Annotated in this window: 14 protein-coding genes; 2 read left to right on the top strand and 12 right to left on the bottom strand. The window is 72.6% G+C overall.

Features of this window, described 5'->3' with window-relative positions; all coding sequences use genetic code 11:
* Nucleotides 1–298 precede the first annotated feature (298 nt).
* From ACTFTM_RS03150 to tmk, 5 genes are all read right to left on the bottom strand, one after another.
* A complete protein-coding gene (locus ACTFTM_RS03150) occupies nucleotides 299–979 on the bottom strand; it encodes a hypothetical protein (protein WP_449564361.1) in 681 nt (226 codons plus the stop codon).
* Nucleotides 979–1,284, bottom strand: a complete 306-nt coding sequence (locus tag ACTFTM_RS03145) for a hypothetical protein (protein WP_449564360.1) — start codon at nucleotides 1,282–1,284, stop codon at nucleotides 979–981. The genes ACTFTM_RS03150 and ACTFTM_RS03145 overlap by 1 nt, the downstream gene beginning before the upstream one ends.
* A 1-nt stretch (nucleotide 1,285) precedes the next feature.
* Entirely contained in the window at nucleotides 1,286–1,615 is a 330-nt protein-coding gene (locus ACTFTM_RS03140) for a YbaB/EbfC family nucleoid-associated protein (protein WP_355049259.1), read from the bottom strand.
* A 122-nt stretch (nucleotides 1,616–1,737) separates the two neighbouring features.
* Nucleotides 1,738–2,994 carry a DNA polymerase III subunit delta' gene (locus tag ACTFTM_RS03135; protein ID WP_449564359.1) on the bottom strand — a complete coding sequence of 419 codons (1,257 nt, stop codon included), beginning with the start codon at nucleotides 2,992–2,994 and terminating at the stop codon, nucleotides 1,738–1,740.
* Entirely contained in the window at nucleotides 2,994–5,084 is a 2,091-nt protein-coding gene (tmk, locus tag ACTFTM_RS03130; RefSeq protein ID WP_449566526.1) for a dTMP kinase, read from the bottom strand. The genes ACTFTM_RS03135 and tmk overlap by 1 nt, the downstream gene beginning before the upstream one ends.
* 323 nt (nucleotides 5,085–5,407) lie before the next feature.
* On the opposite strand from tmk, the gene ACTFTM_RS03125 reads away from it, so the two are divergent.
* Nucleotides 5,408–6,607: an amino acid deaminase/aldolase gene (locus ACTFTM_RS03125; RefSeq protein ID WP_449566525.1), complete on the top strand. Its 1,200-nt coding sequence runs from the start codon at nucleotides 5,408–5,410 to the stop codon at nucleotides 6,605–6,607.
* 30 nt (nucleotides 6,608–6,637) lie between these two features.
* On the opposite strand, the gene ACTFTM_RS03120 is transcribed toward ACTFTM_RS03125, so the two are convergent.
* Entirely contained in the window at nucleotides 6,638–7,228 is a 591-nt protein-coding gene (locus ACTFTM_RS03120; RefSeq protein ID WP_449566524.1) for a TetR family transcriptional regulator, read from the bottom strand.
* Nucleotides 7,229–7,454: 226 nt separating this feature from the next.
* On the opposite strand from ACTFTM_RS03120, the gene ACTFTM_RS03115 reads away from it, so the two are divergent.
* Nucleotides 7,455–8,771, top strand: coding sequence for a D-arabinono-1,4-lactone oxidase (locus ACTFTM_RS03115; RefSeq protein ID WP_449564358.1), 1,317 nt, complete (start codon nucleotides 7,455–7,457; stop codon nucleotides 8,769–8,771).
* A gap of 19 nt (nucleotides 8,772–8,790) precedes the next feature.
* Here ACTFTM_RS03115 and ACTFTM_RS03110 read toward each other — a convergent pair whose 3' ends face one another.
* From ACTFTM_RS03110 to ACTFTM_RS03085, 6 genes are all read right to left on the bottom strand, one after another.
* Nucleotides 8,791–9,093: an antibiotic biosynthesis monooxygenase family protein gene (locus ACTFTM_RS03110; protein WP_449564357.1), complete on the bottom strand. Its 303-nt coding sequence runs from the start codon at nucleotides 9,091–9,093 to the stop codon at nucleotides 8,791–8,793.
* Between the two features lie 146 nt (nucleotides 9,094–9,239).
* Entirely contained in the window at nucleotides 9,240–10,454 is a 1,215-nt protein-coding gene (locus ACTFTM_RS03105; protein ID WP_449564356.1) for a CapA family protein, read from the bottom strand.
* A 78-nt stretch (nucleotides 10,455–10,532) separates the two neighbouring features.
* Nucleotides 10,533–13,388: a type I DNA topoisomerase gene (topA, locus tag ACTFTM_RS03100; RefSeq protein WP_449564355.1), complete on the bottom strand. Its 2,856-nt coding sequence runs from the start codon at nucleotides 13,386–13,388 to the stop codon at nucleotides 10,533–10,535.
* A 448-nt stretch (nucleotides 13,389–13,836) separates the two neighbouring features.
* Nucleotides 13,837–14,574 carry a hypothetical protein gene (locus ACTFTM_RS03095; RefSeq protein WP_449564354.1) on the bottom strand — a complete coding sequence of 246 codons (738 nt, stop codon included), beginning with the start codon at nucleotides 14,572–14,574 and terminating at the stop codon, nucleotides 13,837–13,839.
* Nucleotides 14,565–15,107: a hypothetical protein gene (locus tag ACTFTM_RS03090; RefSeq protein ID WP_449564353.1), complete on the bottom strand. Its 543-nt coding sequence runs from the start codon at nucleotides 15,105–15,107 to the stop codon at nucleotides 14,565–14,567. The genes ACTFTM_RS03095 and ACTFTM_RS03090 overlap by 10 nt, the downstream gene beginning before the upstream one ends.
* Before the next feature lie 101 nt (nucleotides 15,108–15,208).
* Complete coding sequence (locus ACTFTM_RS03085) at nucleotides 15,209–17,557, bottom strand: sodium-translocating pyrophosphatase (protein ID WP_449564352.1); 2,349 nt, start codon at nucleotides 17,555–17,557, stop codon at nucleotides 15,209–15,211.
* Nucleotides 17,558–17,618 lie beyond the last annotated feature (61 nt).

Raw genomic sequence — 17,618 nt, 5'->3', positions numbered from 1 at the left:
GTTGAATCCGCGCCCGGGAAGGGGACAAACGCTGCCGGGCAGCGTTGAGTGGAGGCAGACCTGCGGGGGGTGCAGGGGGAAGACCACGGCGTCGCCGTGGGTGCCGAATCTGCTCTGGCGCCTGCGAGCGACGCCGTGGCCTGTCCACGAGCAACGCCACGACCGGGGCCCCATGCGACGCCGTGGCCGAGGCACGCGAACCAACACCACCACCCGCGCCCCGAGCAGTCCGCGAACCAACGCCACCACCGGCCCGGGCGACGCGCGATCCAGCGCCACGACCGGCCGCCGGATACGGCTACCAGCCGACCCGGGTGTGCTGGTCGTAGCGGGGGCGGCCCGGGGTCGGCGACCGCCAGGTGGACTCGGCCAGGCTCGGCGCCCACTGGCGCAGCAGCGTCTCGGCACCGTCGTACGCGACGCAGAGCACCGCCAGCACCCGCGCGGCGATCTCGGCCGCGTCGGCGACGCCCGGCCCGACCGGCGTCAGGCGGTTCGGTGGGCCGGAGGCGGTGGCGGCGACCACGGCCACCGCCTCGGTCGAACGCAGCACGTCGGCCAGCGTGCGGGCGAGGGCGAGACGGCTGCCGTCCACCCAGTCGGCGAGCGCGTCCGCGTACCCGGCGGTGGACTCCATCCGCCCGACCAGGCTCTCCGGGCCTTCGTCCAGGTGGCGCAGCAGCGCGGCACGTTCCTGCCCGTACGCCGAGGCGGCCGGCCCGGACCAGAGCACCGGGTCGGTGAGCGCGGCGCCGACATCGTCGTACCCCCGGACCAGCCGGCGCACGGCGTGCCCGGCGCTGGCGAGCGGCGCCGGGTGCAGGTCGAGGAAGCCCCGGACGGCGTCGCCCGGCAGCACCTGCATCCGGCGGAGCAGGGGCCACACCCGGTGCCCTTCGGGAACACCGGCCGCGAGCAACGCGTCCACCCGACGCAGCAGGTCGAGGCCGGGTTCGGCGAGCCGGTCCAGTGGGTCCATCACGGTTCTCCGGTGATCCGGCGGCGGGCCGCGCGGTCGACCTCGGCGTACCGGTCGGCGGCCTCGCGGACCGCCGCGGCGGCGGCGGCGAGGCGGCCGGCGGCGGCTCGCGCCTCGCGGGCGCGGTCGTCGGTGGCGGCGGCCCACTGCCGGTGCAGGGCGCGACCGATCTCGCCGGGGCGGCCCGGGGCGTCCGCGCCGAACGCGGCCTGGGGCGGATCGTTGGCGGTGACGGTGTGGGACAGGGTGGTGAGCGTGGCGCTCGCCTCGTCCAGCCGGGCGGAGAGCGCGCGCAGCGTGTCCATGTCAGGCCCCCGCGAGCGGTCGGTAGGCGGCGAACGTCTCGTTGTGCAGCTTCTCCCGGGCCCACTCGGCCGCGTCCGCCGCCGCGGTGACCGCGGCCTGCACCGAGCCGGCCACGTCGCGCGGGCTGCGGGCGTGCAGTGGCCCCAGGAACCGGACGTCGGTGATGCGCCCGGCGGCGGTGACCACCACCTCGACCAACCCGTCCGGCGAACGGACGGTGACCTCGACCGTCGACACGGCCTGGTCGAACTCGGCCTGCAACGACTCGATGCGGCGGTAGCGCCGCACCGCCTCCTCGATCCAGGCCTCGTCGATCTCCCCCCGCGGCATCGGCGACTCCTCCCGGACGGGTCCTCACTGAGCGTGCCGCCACCGTCACCACGGCACACCGGACCGTACCGCACAGCAATCGCACGTGTCGATGGCTGTGGACAACCGGCGGGAGCTGCGGGTCAGCCCTTCCAGAGGGCGAGCATCATCGCCTCCACGGCGATGCGCGGCTTGACGTTCGTGTCGATCGCCGCCCGGCAGGCGAGCACGGCCTCCAGCCGGCGCAGCGACCCCTCGGCGTCCCACTTCTGGGCCCCGGCGCCGGCGAGCGCGGCGGTGTCGGTGTGCACCGGGTCGACCGGTGCGCGCAGCGCCATGGTGAGCGCGTCACGGTAGAAACCGGCCAGGTCGACGAGCGCCCGGTCCAGCGCGTCGCGCTGGGCGCGGGTGGCCCGTGACTTCTGCCGCTTCTCCAGCTCCTTGAGCTGACCGGCGGCACCCCGGATCGCGCCGGCCGCGCCCCGGCCGGTGCCGCCCGCGCCGAGCGCCGTCTCCAGCGCCGACCGTTCGGCCGCGTCGGCCTCGGCCACCGACGCCTCGGCCTCCGCCTCCGCCGCCTCGATCAGCGCGGACGCCGCGTCGAACGCCGCGCCCACGCCGGTCAGCCGGCGCGGCACGGCGAGCACCGCCTCACGCCGCTTGCGGGCCTCCGGGTCGCGGGCCAGCCGGCGGGCCCGACCCACGTGCCCCTGCGCGGCCGCCGCCGCCCACTGCGCCACGTCGGGCGCGATGCCGTCCCGACGGACCAGCACCTCGGCCACCGCGGTGGCCGGCGGCTGCCGCAGGGGTACGACCCGACAGCGCGACCGGATGGTCACCGAGATGTCGTCCGGGTGGGTGGACGGGGCGCAGAGCAGGAAGACCGTCCGCGGTGGCGGCTCCTCGATGGCCTTGAGCAGCGCGTTGCCGGCCGCCTCGGTGAGCCGGTCGGCGTCCTCGATGACCACCACCTGCCAGCGCCCGCCGGACGGGGTGCTGGCCGCGCGGAGCACCAGCGCGCGCATCTCGCCGACCCCGATGGAGAGCCCCTCCGGCACCACCATCCGGACGTCGGCGTTGGTCCCGCCCATCGTGGTGTGGCAGCCGGGGCACTCGCCGCAACCCGTGCCGTACGCACACTGCAGGGCCGCGGCGAAGGCGCGCGCGGCGACCGAGCGGCCGGACCCGGGCGGCCCGGTGAAGATCCAGGCGTGGGTCATGCCGGTGGCCGGGTCGGGGGCGCCGGCGGCGGGCGCAGGAGCGGCCTCGTCGGCGGCGAGGAGCGCGGGTGCCCGGTCGGCCGCGCCGGCGCGCAGCACGGCGGCCGCCGCGGCGGCGGCCCGGCGCAGTTCGGTCACCGCCTCGTCCTGACCGACCAGGTCGGCGAAGACGTCCGGCATCAGGTCTTGTGCTCCATCGTCACCAGCTCCGCATCGGATAACTCGGGCTGCACCGAGGTGTCCGGACCCTGCGCCGGTCGGGGGTGCACGATGCCGCCGGGCTTGCCGAGCATCTCCTCGACGCGCCGGACCACCAGCTGGGTGATCTCGTCGGCCGGCCGGGACGCGTCGAGCACCAGGTAGCGCTTCGGGTCGGCGGCGGCGAGGTCGAGGAAGGCGTAGCGGACGCGCTCGTGGAAGGCGATCGACTCGGCTTCGAGCCGGTCGGCCGCACCGCTGCGCGTGGCGACCCGGGACAGGCCGGTACGCGGCTCGACGTCGAGCAGCACCACGAGGTCGGGCTTGAGGCCGCCGGTGGCCCAGGAGGAGAGCCAGGAGACCTCGTCGACCGGGAGCGTGCGCCCGGCGCCCTGGTACGCGAGCGACGAGTCGACGTACCGGTCGCTGATCACCACGTCGCCGCGGACCAGCGCGGGCCGGACCACGGAGGCCACGTGGTGCGCCCGGTCGGCGGCGTAGAGCAGAGCCTCGGCGCGGGGCGACGGCGCTTCGTCGCCGGAGGTGTCCAGCACCAGCGACCGGATCCGCCGCCCGACGGTCGTCGCCCCGGGCTCACGGGTGACCAGCACGTCGCGTCCGTCGGTACGCAGCCGCTCGGCGAGCGCGGCGAGTTGGGTGGACTTGCCGGCGCCCTCGCCGCCCTCGAACACCACGAACAGCCCGGCGGAGACGAACGGCTCCGCCGGCGTCAGCGGACGGCCACGGATCGAGCCCCAGAGGTCGGCGAGGACCGGGACGCCCTTCTTGTCGTCCATCTGGCCGAAGGCGCTGATGCCGGCGAAGATGCCGGCGGCCCCGGCCGCGAGCAGCAGCAGTCGGGTGGAGGACACGGAGATGCCGAGGTCGGCGATCTCCAGCTTGCGCGAGCCACCGACGCCGACCAGGACGCTGCTCAGCCCGATGGCCAGGATCAGCACCAGTCGGGTGCCGATCTGCACCACCGCGAACACCCGGCCGCGCACCTCGTCGGCCACCTCTCCGCCCAGCAGCGTGGTGCCGGCCAGGAAGGCCATGCCGGCGCCGGCGCCGACCAGCACCGCGCCGACGATCGCCATGGACAGGTGGATGGCGAAGGCGAGGGTCATCACGGCGGCGCTGGCCAGCACGATGCTCATGCCGAACCAGCGACGCCGGGACATGTCCTTGACGATCATCGGACCGAGCCCGATGCCGAGGGCCAGACCGGCGAACATGGCACCGAAGAGCAGCGAGAACGCGGCGTCGCCGGCGCCCAGTGAGTTGGCGAAGAACTTGGCCGTGCCGACCACGATGCCGCCGCCGGCGAACGCACCGAAGATGCCGAGCACCAGGCCACGGACGAGCGGGGTCTGGCCGATGAATTTCCAGCCCTCGGAGAACTGCCGGAACATGCTCTGCTCGGAACGCCCGGCCTCGCCGCGTTGCGCCTCGCTGATCTCCTTGATCCCGAACGCCACCACCAACGCGGTGGCGAGCCGGGAGAAGGCGTTGAACCAGAGGGCGAGTTGAGCCGGCTCGGCCCAGGAGGGTAGGTCGCCGCCCACCGCGCCTCTGACACCACGGTCGAGCACGGCGAGGCCGATGGCGGCGGCGATCGGGGTGAGGCCGTACGTGGTGATCAACGTGAGCTGGTTGGCCGCCTCCAGGCGGGCCCGTGGGATCAGGTTGGGGACCGCGGCCTCCTTGGCCGGGATCCAGAGCAGGGTGAGCGACTCGATCAGGAAGGTGGCGATCAGCGCCCAGCCGACCACCAGGCCGCCGGCGGCGCCGCTGAGGGCGTAGAGCGGGATGGAGGCGAAGAGCACGAAGCGCAGCAGGTCGCAGATGACCATCGTCCAGCGCCTGTCGAACCGGTCGGCGAAGACGCCGGCCACCGGGCCGAGCACCAGCGCGGGCAGCAGCCGGATCGCGGTGACCCCGCCGAACGCGGCGCCCTGGGCGGTGCTGCCCTGCACCTGCGAGGCGGCGAAGAGGGCGGTGGCGAGCAGGCCGAGCCAGTCGCCGAAGGAGGCCGCGCCGAGCACGATCCAGAGCCGGCGGAAGGGCCTGATGCGCAGTACCGAGCGAATCGCGGCGTAGCCGGACGCGTCGACCTGACCACCGCTGGACTGGTTGGCGGCGCTGCCCGACTGGTCACCCGCGCGCGACACGCCGGGCGACTCGCCGCTGTTCTGGCTTTCGATGGCCGTACCTCCACGTGCCGGCCCATCGCTGGGCACCCCCGGTGGAACACTCTAGACCCGGTGGGGGCCGCCCCACCGGCGACATTCTCCTGCTCGCTGAGCCTAGGCCGCCGACGGCGTCGACCGCAGCCCGGGACGTATGCGAGGGTATTTCGCATTCATCGTCGGACAGTTAGCGTGCACACGTGGCCATGGAAAGCGACAAACTGCGCGAGCGCCTGGACCGGGCGACCGCCCATCTCGACCCCCCGTACGCCGTGGTGGATCTCACCGCCTTCGACGCCAACGCGGCGGCCCTGGCCGACCGCGCCGCCGGCAAGCCGATCCGGCTCGCCAGCAAGTCGGTACGCAGCCGGGACCTGATCGACCGGGCGCTGCGCCGAGCCGGCTGGCACGGCGTCATGGCGTTCACCCTGCCCGAGGCGATCTGGCTGGTCCGGGCCGGCCTGAGCGACGACGTGCTGGTCGCCTACCCGACCGCCGACCGGGCGGCGCTCGCCGAACTGGCCGCCGACCCGACACTCGCCGCCGCGATCACCCTGATGATCGACGGCACCGGCCAGCTCGACTTCGTCGACGCCGTCCGCGCCCCGGGGCAACGCGCCGAGCTACGACTCTGCCTGGACCTGGACGCCTCCTGGCGACCGCTGCGGGGGGTGCACGTCGGCGTCCGCCGCTCACCGGTACACAGCGCCCGGGCGGCCGGCGCACTCGCCGCCACCGTCGCCGGCCGCGCCGGCTTCCGGCTGGTCGGGCTCATGTCGTACGAGGCGCAGATCGCCGGCCTGGGCGACGCGCCGCCGGGGCGGGCGCTGCTGGCCAGCGCGATCAGGCTGGCCCAGCGGGGCTCCTACCGCGAGTTGCTGGCCCGCCGTGGCGCCGCGGTGGCCGCGGTACGGGAGCACGCCGACCTGGAGTTCGTCAACGGCGGCGGCACCGGCAGTGTGGCCGCGACCAGCGCCGATCCCGCGGTCACCGAGGTCACCGCGGGATCGGGCCTGTACGGGCCGACGCTGTTCGACGCCTACCGCGCCTGGCGGCCCACCCCGGCGGCGTTCTTCGCCTGCGCTGTGGTCCGCCGGCCGACGCCGGAGTTGGCGACCGTGCTCGGCGGCGGTTGGATCGCCTCCGGCCAGGCCGCGGACAGCCGGCTGCCCCGACCGTGGCTGCCGGCCGGCCTGAAGCTCGTCGGCACCGAGGGCGCCGGCGAGGTGCAGACCCCTCTGTCCGGCGCGGCGGCGGCCACCCTGCGGGTCGGCGACCGGGTGTGGTTCCGGCACGCCAAGGCAGGCGAGCTGTGCGAACGGGTCAACGAGCTGCACCTCGTCGAGGGGGACGCGGTCGTGGCGACCGTGCCCACCTACCGGGGCGAGGGCCACGCGTTCCTCTAGGGCCTGGCCCTAGCGGCTCGCACCGCCAGGTCAGGCGGACCGGGCGGCCTCGGCGTGCTGCTCGCTCTCGCACCCGTCGACCTGGCGGTGCAGGTACTCCCGGATCAGCGCCTTCGCCTCGAGCAGGACCCGCTCGTCGCCGTCGGACTTCCGCCGGAACGCGAGCTTGATCAACGCGTCGGCCGCCTCCACGGCGATCTCCAGGACGAAGCGCAGCTTCGGCACGTCGGTCAGCCCGAAGCGCTCGGTGAGCACCCGCGCCAACTGGTCGGCGATGACGCCGTTGTTGTCACGCTGCTCGTCGAGCAGGTGCAGGTCGACCACGTCGCCGAAGTGCAGGGTACGGAAACCGGGGACGGTGCGGTGCATCGTGATGTACTCGTCGATGCCCGCGTCGACGCCGTCCCACCAGTGCGTCATCTCGTCGGACGCGAAGCGCTCGTCGAGCCGCTGCAGGTAGGACTCCATCGTGCGCAGGGTCAACGCCTGCACGATCGCCCGCTTGTCCGGGAAGAACTGGTAGACCGACCCGATCGCCACCTCGGCGCGCTCCGCGAGCAGGGTCGTGGTCAGCCCCTCGTACCCCACCTCGTCGACGAGTTCGGCGCAGGCGTCCAACATGCGCTGTACCCGCGCGACACTTCGACCCTGCACCGGTACGCGGCGCAGCGGCCCGGTCGTGGCGGCTGGTGTGGACACTCGGCGCCACCCCCCTTCGACGGATGAACATATCTCCACGTCACGAGTCCGTGACTACCGGTACAACGAGCGGACCGCAATTGCGGTATTTACCAGGGACAACGTTCCTGATATGAAGTCAGTTCATATTCATGAACGAGGAGCGCGCATGGTCGGCACCGCACCGCTCACCGCCGCATGGTCCAACTGGGCCGGCAACCAGCGTGGCAGCGCCACCGCCATCCTGCGGCCCGGCTCGCCGGACGAGGTAGCGGAAGCCGTCCGGGACGCCGCCGCCGCCGGAGGCCGCATCCGCGTCGCGGGCAGCGGCCACTCGTTCACCGCCGTCGCCCTCGCCGACGACCGGCGGATGGAGTTGTCCGAGCTGGAGACCGGCGTGAGCGTGGACGTCGCGCGCCGACTGGTCACCGTACCGGCGGGAATGCCCCTGCACACGCTCAACGGACTGCTCGCCCGGCACGGCCTCGCGCTGCCCAACCTGGGCGACATCGACGCGCAGACCATCGCCGGCGCCATCTCCACCGGCACCCACGGCACCGGCGCTGGCTACGGCTGCCTCTCCACCTTCGTCGAAGCCCTCACCCTGGTCACCGGAACGGGCGAGGTGCTGCGCTGCTCCGCGGACGAGCACCCCGACGTCTTCGCCGCCGCCCGGGTCTCGCTCGGCGCGCTCGGCGTCCTGGTCGAGGTGACCCTGCGCTGCGTGGACGCCTTCGTCCTGCACGCCCACGAACGCCCCGCCGCCCTCGACGACGTGCTGGACGACCTGCCCGCGCTCATCGGACGGCACGACCACGTCGAGTTCTACTGGTTCCCCTACACGTCCCGGGTCCAGGTCAAGGCCAACGACCGGGTGCCCGCCAACGACCGGCCACTGTCCCGTTGGCGGGGCTGGCTGGACGACGACTTCCTGTCCAACAGGGTCTTCGCCGGCGCCTGCCGCCTCGGTCGGGCCGTGCCCGCCCTGGCACCCGGCATCAGCGCCGTCTCCGCCCGCGCGCTCACCGAACGGCGGTATACCGGACGCTCCGACCGGGTGTTCTGCACCCCGCGCCGGGTCCGCTTCGTCGAAATGGAGTACGGCCTTCCCCGCGCGGCGCTGCCCGAGGCGCTCACCGCGCTGCGGCGCATCGTGGACGGACTCCCGTTCAAGATTCTCTTCCCGGTCGAGGTGCGCTTCACCGCCGCCGACGACATCTGGCTGTCCCACGGCTACGGCCGGGACAACGCGTACATCGCCGTACACCAGTACGTCGGCATGCCGTACGAGCCGTACTTCCAGGCTTTCGAGAAGGTCGCCGCCGCACTCGGTGGTCGCCCGCACTGGGGCAAGCTGCACTACCGGGACGCGGCGTCCCTCGCCGAGGCGTACCCCCGCTTCTCCGACTTCCAGGCGGTCCGCGACCGCCTGGACCCCCACCGCGTCTTCGCCAGCCCGCACCTGACCCACATCCTCGGCGCCTGACGGGACCGGCGTCCGCCCCTCAGACGTCGCCCACCGAATCGGTCGTGGTGCCCTCCTCGGAGCTGATCACCTCGTCGATCAGGGCGAAGAACGCCTGGATGCCGGGCCGGTTCCCGCCCCGACGCCGGGACTCGGCGAAGTCTTCGGGCGAGGCCCAGAAGACGATGTCCAGCCACTCCCCGGCATCGAGTCGGATCAGCCGTGCGCCGAGGAAGCCGGCACGGTCGGCCTGGAAGTCGCCAAGCATCGCGGGCCGGGCGGCCAGCAGGGCATCGGCGCGCTCCGGGGCCACACGAAAGCGGGTGATCTCAACGGTGGTCATCGTCCTCAATCCGTTCGGGTACGGGAATTCGGGTCCTGGACACCCAGCATCAGCCTGAGCCGGGTGAGCAGGACGTCGCGGTGGTGCAGAGCACCCCTGTTCGAGCCCGGGGGCGGTAGCTGCGACCGCGTCCTCGGCGGTGGCGCTCAACCGCCCGATGCCACCACCTGATCCGGGCCGGCGCCCAGTGCCCGGACGTAGCCGAGCACCCGCTGGTACGCCGCCCGATAGCCGCCCCGCAGACCTGGTGGGGTGCCCGGGTCGGCAAGCGCTGCGGTCAGGTCGACCAGCCGGAGGGCCGGCGCCAGATCGGTCCAGGTTGGCAGCGCCTCCATCCGGGTCACCGTCCAGCGCCCCGGAGCCGTCTCGGTGAAGGTCGCCCGGACCATCACACCCTCGCGGTTGTCGTCGATCGGCTCCTCGTGCCGGGCCAGTTCGTTGCCCATACCGAAGACCACCCACTTGTCGCCGAAGCGCTGGAACGGCTGCACCGCGTGGGCGTGATGGCCCAGGATGAGGTCCACGTCGGGCGAGGAGATCAACTGCTGGGCCCAGGCCCGCTGGTCGGCGTCCGGCAGGTGCTGATACTCCGTACCCCAGTGCAGGCTGAGCACGACGATGTCGGCACCGGCGGCCCGCGCCCTGTGAGCGGCGGCGAGGATCTCAGGCGGATCGATCAGGTTGGCCAGCCACGGCTTGCCCCGGGGGCGACTCAGCCCGTTGAAGTTCAGGCTGTACGCCAGGTGCGCGACGCGAACGTCGCCGACCTGGTAGATCCGGGGCCGGGCCGCTTCGGCGGCGCTGCGGGCACTGCCGGTGTGCCCCAGCCCGGCGGCGTCGAGTGCGCGGATTGTCCGGACCACCCCGTCGGCGCCCTGGTCGAGAGTGTGGTTGGACGCGGTTGAGCAGCCGTCGAACCCGGTGGCGCGCAGCCCGTCGAGAACCTGCGGGGGCGCGTTGAACGACGGATAGCCGGCGAACGGGCCGGCGGGATCGGCCAGTGGTGTCTCGAGGTGGCACAGCGCCAGGTCGGCGTCTCGGACCGCCGGGGCGACCCCGGCGAACATCGGGGCGAAGTCCATGCTTCCGGCGCGGGCACCGTCCCGGCGCGCCTGGTCGGTCACCGCTGGATGGATCAGAACGTCGCCCGCGGCGACGAGTCGTACGGTCCGCCGGTCGGCGGGCGTCCGGGTCGGCCCTGCGGCGACGGCCTGCGGTGACGCGTGCGACGCGATGGCGCCGGCTGGCGAGGGGTTGTCCGCGTCCGTCGTCCGGATGCCGATCGCGGCCACGGCGAGCAGCAGCGCGCCCGCCACAGCACCGACGAGAACGCGGGGGCGCGGGACAGGGACTGCGAACATTCCCTCACGTTAGGCAGTCCACGCCAGAACCCCGCCACTAAATCAGACATTTACCCCATTTGGGGCAACGGCTGGCTGTCACTCCTCGGCAGGACCGGTGGTGGCCTTCTTCGGAGCCGCCTTCTTCGCCGGGGCCGCCTTCCTGGCCGCCGTCGCCTTGGCAGTGGTGGTCTTCTTCGCGGCGGTGGACTTCGCCGCCGCAGCCGTCTTCTTCGTCGCCGTGGCCTTCTTGGCCGCCGTCGCCTTCTTCGCCGGGGCCTTCTTCGCCGCCGCCTTCTTGCGCGGCGCCGGGCCCTTGGCCCGCTTGTCGGCCAGCATCTCGGACGCTTCCTCGATGCTCAGCGCCTCCGGGGTCTGCCCGCGCCGCAGGGACGCGTTGACCTCTCCGTCGGTGACGTACGGACCAAAACGCCCATCCTTGATCACCAGCGGCTTCTCGGTCAGCGGGTCGACGCCCATCTCGCGCAGGGGCGGCGCGGCGGCCCGGCGACCCCGGGTCTTCGGAGCGGCAAGCAGGGCCAGCGCCTCGTCCAGGGTGACCGTGAACATCTGCTCTTCGGATTCGAGCGAACGGAACTCCTCGCCCCGCTTCACGTACGGCCCGTAGCGACCGTTGTTGGCGAACACCTCGACACCGTCGGGCGCGGTGCCCACCAGCCGGGGCAGGCTGAGCAGCCGCAGCGCCTCGTCGAGAGAGAGCGACTCCGGCGTCTGCGAGCGCAGCAGGGACGACTTGCGCTCGCCGCTGGAGACGTACGGGCCGAAGCGGCCGGACTTGAGCACGATCGGCTCGCCGGTGGCCGGGTCGTCGCCGAGCTTGCGCTCGCCGCTGCCGCCGAGGAACAGCTCGTGCACCTTCTCCGGGGTCAGCTCGTCCGGGGCAAGACCCTCGGGGATCGGCGCCCGGTCACCCTGAGGGCCGGCCTCCTCGCCCTCGGCCGGAGCGGCCGGCGTCTCGCCGGGGACCGCCCGCTGCAGGTACGGCCCGTACCGCCCGACCCGCACCACGACCTCGCGGCCGTCCTCGTCGGTGAAGAGCGGGATCGAGTTGACGCTGCGCGCGTCGATCTCGCTGAGGTTCTCGGTGACGAGCTTCTTCAGCCCACCGGAGCGGGCGATGTCCTGGTCACCGGCGCCGTTGGCGCTGCCGAAGTAGAACGCGGTGAGGAAGTCGACCGCGGCGTGGTCACCGCCGGCGATCTCGTCCAGCTCGTTCTCCATGCTGGCGGTGAAGTCGTAGTCGATGAGGCGGGGGTAGTGCCGCTCCATCAGGCCGATCACCGCGAAGGCCAGGAACGTGGGGATCATCGCCTGGCCGCGCTTGGTGACGTACCCCCGGTCCTGGATCGTCTGCATGATCGACGCGTAGGTGGACGGGCGGCCGATGCCCAGCTCCTCCAGGGCCTTGACCAGCGACGCCTCGGTGTAGCGAGACGGCGGCTGGGTGTGGTGCCCCTGCGCGGCCAGCTCGTCGGCAGTCAGCGGCTGGTCCTTGACCAGGGTGGGCAGCCGGCGCTCGGCGTCCTCGGCCTCGGCGTTCTCGTCGTCGCTGGACTCGACGTACGCGCGCAGGAAGCCCGGGTCGGTGATGGTCTTGCCGGTCGCGCCGAAGTCGGCCTCCTCCTGCGAGGTGGAGACCGCGCGGATGCGCACCGAGACGCTGGAGCCGACGGCGTCGGTCATCTGCGAGGCGATGGTGCGCCGCCAGATCAGCTCGTAGAGCTTGAACTCCTCGGCGGACAGCTCCTTGGCCACCTCGCCCGGGGTACGGAAGTTGTCCCCCGCCGGGCGGATCGCCTCGTGCGCCTCCTGCGCGTTCTTGACCTTGCCGGTGTAGCGGCGGGGCTCCGGCGGGACGCTGCGCTCGCCGTACAGCTCGACGATCTGCCGGCGGGCCGCCGAGATGGCGGTCTCCGACAGGTTCACCGAGTCGGTACGCATATAGGTGATGTAGCCGTTCTCGTACAGCCGCTGCGCGGTGCGCATCGTCTGCTGCGACGACAGGCGCAGCTTGCGGGCCGCCTCCTGTTGGAGGGTCGAGGTGATGAACGGCGCGTACGGACGACGGCGGTACGGCTTCTCCTCGACCCGGGTGACCGTGAACGGTCGCCCGTCGAGCCGGGCCGCCAGACCTCGGGCACCGCCCTCGTCGAGGTGGACGACGCCCGCGCCGGCCCGGACCTTGCCGGTGGTGGGCTCGAAGTCCTTACCGGTGGCGATCCGGTCGCCGTTGAGCGCGATCAGGGTGGCGTTGAAGGTGCGCGGTCCCTCGCCGGCGTTCGCCACGGCGAGGGTGGCCAGGATGTCCCAGTACTCGGCGGTGCGGAAGGCCATCCGCTGCCGCTCCCGCTCGACCACGATCCGGGTCGCCACGGACTGCACCCGGCCCGCCGAGAGCTTCGGCATGACCTTCTTCCACAGCACCGGGGAGACCTCGTAGCCGTAGAGACGGTCGAGGATGCGCCGGGCCTCCTGGGCGTCGACCAGGTCGCGGTCGATCTCGCGGGGGTTGGCGACGGCGGCCTGGATCGCCGGCTTGGTGATCTCGTGGAAGACCATCCGCTTGACCGGAACCTTGGGCTTGAGGGTTTCGACCAGGTGCCAGGCGATGGCCTCACCCTCGCGGTCCTCATCCGTCGCCAGGAAGATCTCGTCGACCTCCTTGGCCAGCTTCACCAGCTTGGTGATCTGCTGCCTGCGGTCGGCGGACACGACGTAGAGGGCGTGGAAGCCGTTGTCCACGTCCACGCCGAGGCGGGCCCAGGACTCGCCCTTGTACTTGGCCGGCACGTCGGCGGCGTTGCGCGGCAGGTCGCGGACGTGACCGAAGCTGGCCTCCACGACGTACCCCGGGCCGAGGTAGCCCGAGATCGTCTTGGCCTTCGCCGGTGACTCGACGATGACCAGACGGGTGGTTCCAGCGTTGCTCGGCACGTCTCTCCCCGACCTCACTCCTGCTCGTGGCCTGCTGGCGCCTACGACAGCGACCGCTCTCGACCCCGCCGTGGCACCGGCGGTCCGGATGTCCAACGTAACGCGCCGTCCGCGTTTCGGGTTTCGCGGGCGGCAATCCGCTGCGGCGCGGCGGTCGGCTCCCGCCCGCCGTGCTCGACACTGCCGGACGGCGCCACCGTACACCGTGGGTAGGGCTCGAAGCGGGTCACTGTGACGATCGCGGACCCCCAACCAGCCCGTCCAAGCCCAGCTGTCCAACACCTGACACCCCGCCCGACGCCACCCCCACGCCGCCCCCGCTCGCGTCGATCATGGGCTTGTGGTGGGCGTTTAGGCCCCGAAGGAGAAGTACGTCCACCACCACAACTCCATGATCGACGCCAATGAGCGCCGGGGCGGCGGCGGGGCGGGGGTCAGGGGCGGGGGGTCAGGGCCAGGCGTCGGGGGGTGCCGCCGGCGGTGGCGCGCCGACCAGTTCGGCCAGGCGGGCCAGGCGGCGGCGGCCGGTGATCCGGTACGCCGGTCCGCCCTCGTCGGGGCCGAGCAGCGTGCCGGCCAGACCGGCGGCGGCGAGAGCCGCGCCGACAACGTCCCAGGACGGCTGGTCACCCGCGCCGAGGCGCAACAGGAAGCCGCCCGGCGGCTCCGGGCTGCCGGCGGCGGCGAGCCACAGCCGCAGCCGCCGGCCGGTCAGGTGCAAGGCCGCCGGAGGACGCTTCGCCGAACCGTCCAGCCAGGCGACCGCGAGCGGTTTCAACAACCGGGTGTACGACGTCCGCACGGTGTGTCGCTGGTCCTCGGTCGGCTCCCAGCTCGCGGCCAGCCCGCGCAGGGCCAGCTCGGCGACGAGCACGTGCACGCGCCAGGCGGCGTCCACCCGTACCGCGAGACGGGCGGTGCCACCCATCCGGACGACCTCGCCGGGCCCGGCGAGCAGCCCGGCCAGGTCGGCGACCGCCGGTTCGGCGGCGTCCGCGCCGAAGAAGACGAGTTGCCGTCCCGCCTCGTCGGCGGCCCGGGGTGACCCGGGAAGGGCCGACTCGGACCGGTCGGGGCCGCCGCGCCGCCGGCTCGGACCCGCCGGCGGCGGGTCGGGCTCGGGTACGGGGAACAGCGCCGGCAGCGACTGCGCGGCCGGCGTGTCACCGATCCCGTTCAGCGACACTCGGGCACCTCGTCGAAGGCCTGTTTCAGCTCCTCGGAGTTGAGCTTGCTGGTGTCCAGCGCGCTGGCGTCGTACTCCTTGTTCAAGGTGTCCACGGCGGCCCGCACGCCGCCGTAGAAGGCGGACGGCTCGCCGGTGCCCAACCCCTCAATGGTGTCCCGGGCCCGGCCGTAGGCGTCCCGCATCTTCTCCAGCGACCCCCGGAAACCGGCGGAGATGGCCTCCCCGTTGTCGATCTCCGGGACGCCGGCCTGCTCGACCTTGCGGCGCGCGGTCTCGCTGGCCTGTTCCGCGCCACCGAAGAGCCGCACCAGGTTCTCCTTGGCCTGCGCCGGAGTGGTCTGCGCCGTCATCTGCTGATCCGTGCTGCTGGTCAACTTGCTGATCTCGGAGCGCCACGGGGTCAGCGCGCCGCAGACCGAGGCCGCCCAGGCACGTGGGCTGGGCCCGCCACCGCAGCCGGCGAGGACGACGACGAGCGTGGCCAGGACCACCGTGAGCTTTCCGGCGGCAGACGCCCGGCACGTACGCATGCGTTGCAGCGTACGACGTTCGGCCAGGTGTGGCACCGGTCCGGATGGCCGGGGTCCCCGCCCGACGGGTGCGTCGGACGGGGACCCCGGTGCCGCCGATGTCAGGCGTTGACGGTCTCCGGACGGTGGTCGGCGCTGCCCGCGCCGGTGTCGGAGTCGTCCATGGCGATGCCCTTGCGCTTGCTGAAGACCACCGACGCCACGATGATCAGCGTGGCGACCAGCGCGATGCCCACCCGCAGGCCGACGTTGCGGTCGTCGCCGACGCTGTACGCCACCACGGCGGGCGCGATCAGCAGCGAGACCAGGTTCATCACCTTGATCAGCGGGTTGATGGCCGGGCCGGCGGTGTCCTTGAACGGGTCACCCACGGTGTCGCCGATGACCGTCGCGGAGTGCGCCTCGGAGCCCTTGCCGCCGTACGCGCCGTCCTCGACAAGCTTCTTGGCGTTGTCCCAGGCGCCACCGGAGTTGGCCAGGAACACCGCCATCAGCGTGCCCGCGCCGATCGCACCGGCCAGGTACGCCGCCAGCGCGCCCGGCCCGAGGCCGAAGCCGACCGCGATCGGCGCCAGGATGGCGAGCAGACCGGGGGTCATCAGCTCGCGCTGCGCGTCCCGGGTGCAGATGTCGACGACCTTGCCGTACTCCGGGCGCTGGGTGCGATCCATGATGCCGGGCAGCTCACGGAACTGCCGGCGAACCTCCATGACGACCGCGCCCGCCGAGCGGGACACCGCGTTGATGGCCAGCCCGGAGAAGAGGAAGACGACCGCCGCACCGATGATCAACCCGACCAGGTTGCGCGGGTTGGCCACGTTCAGCGAGTTGAGGATCTCGGTCCCGACGTCGCCCACCCCGGCGTCCGCGTACGCGGTCCGCAGGGTGTCCGTGTACGAGCCGAACAGCGCGGTCGCGGCGAGGACCGCCGTGGCGATCGCGATGCCCTTGGTGATCGCCTTGGTGGTGTTGCCGACCGCGTCCAGCTCGGTGAGCGTCCGCGCGCCGTGCTCGTCGATGTCGCCGGACATCTCCGCGACACCCTGGGCGTTGTCGGAGATCGGCCCGAAGGTGTCCATGGCGACGATGACGCCGACGGTGGTGAGCAGGCCGGTGCCGGCCAACGCCACCGCGAACAGCGAGAGCGTGATGGAGCTGCCGCCGAGCAGGAACGCCCCGAAGACACCGGCGCCGATCAGCAGCGCCGAGTAGACCGCCGACTCCAGGCCGACGCTGATACCGGCGAGGATGACGGTGGCGGCACCGGTCTGCGAGCTCTTGCCGATGTCCTGCACGGGCCGCTTGTTGGTCTCGGTGAAGTAGCCGGTCAGCGCCTGGATCGCGGCGGCCAGCACGATGCCGATCACCACCGCGCCGATGGCCACCAGGCGCGGGTTGCGGTCGACGTCGCTGAGGCCACCCTCCAGGTCGGCGAAGGTTGCCGGCAGGTACGCGTACGCGGCGATCGCCACCAGCACCGCGGAGATCACGGCGGAGATGTAGAAGGCCCGGTTGATCGCGGTGAGACCGTTGCGGTCGGAGGCGCGCAACCGGGTGATGAAGACGCCGACGATGGCGACCAGCACACCGATCGTGGAGATGATCAGCGGGAAGACCAGACCGTCCTCGCCGAAGGCGGCCCGCCCCAGGATCAGCGCGGCCACCAACGTCACCGCGTACGACTCGAACAGGTCGGCGGCCATGCCGGCGCAGTCGCCCACGTTGTCGCCCACGTTGTCGGCGATGGTGGCGGCGTTGCGCGGGTCGTCCTCGGGGATGCCCTGCTCGACCTTGCCGACCAGGTCGGCGCCGACGTCGGCGGCCTTGGTGAAGATGCCACCGCCGACCCGCATGAACATCGCCAGCAGTGCGGCGCCGAAGCCGAAGCCCTCCAGCACCGTCGGCGCGTCACCCCGGTAGACCAGGACGACGAGCGCGGCGCCGAAGAGGCCGAGGCCGACGGTGAGGAAGCCGACCACACCGCCGGTCCGGAAGGCGATCTTCATGGCCGCCTCGCGGCCACCCTGTCGCTCCCGGGCGGCGGCGGCCACGCGCAGGTTCGCGCGGGTCGCCAGCCACATTCCGGCCCCACCGATGGACGCGCTGAACACGGCGCCCACCACGAAGAAGAGCGAGCGGCCGAGCTTCACGGCCATCTCGCTGCCGTCGGTGTCGTGCACCGGCAGCAGGAAGAGCAGCACCACGGCGACGACGACGAAGATCGCCAAGGTGCGGAACTGGCGGAGCAGGTAGGCCGAGGCGCCCTCCTGGACCGCCCCCGAGATCTCCTGCATGTTGGTGGTGCCCTTGCCGGCTGCCAGCACGGCCTTCGTCAAAGCGGCGGCGAAGACGAGCGCCACCAGCGCGATGACCGCGGCGATGACGACGTACGTGACATTGCTTCCGGTAAGGGAAAGCCCGCCGCCATCGGCGGCCAAGGTCTCGGACATCTGTGTCCTCCTGTTACCGAACACTCGCGTCGACGGGTGGAGACGCACCGGTCGACGCCTG

This window comes from Micromonospora sp. RB23 (assembly GCF_053585025.1).
This window is presented reverse-complemented; position numbering and strand designations above follow the sequence as displayed.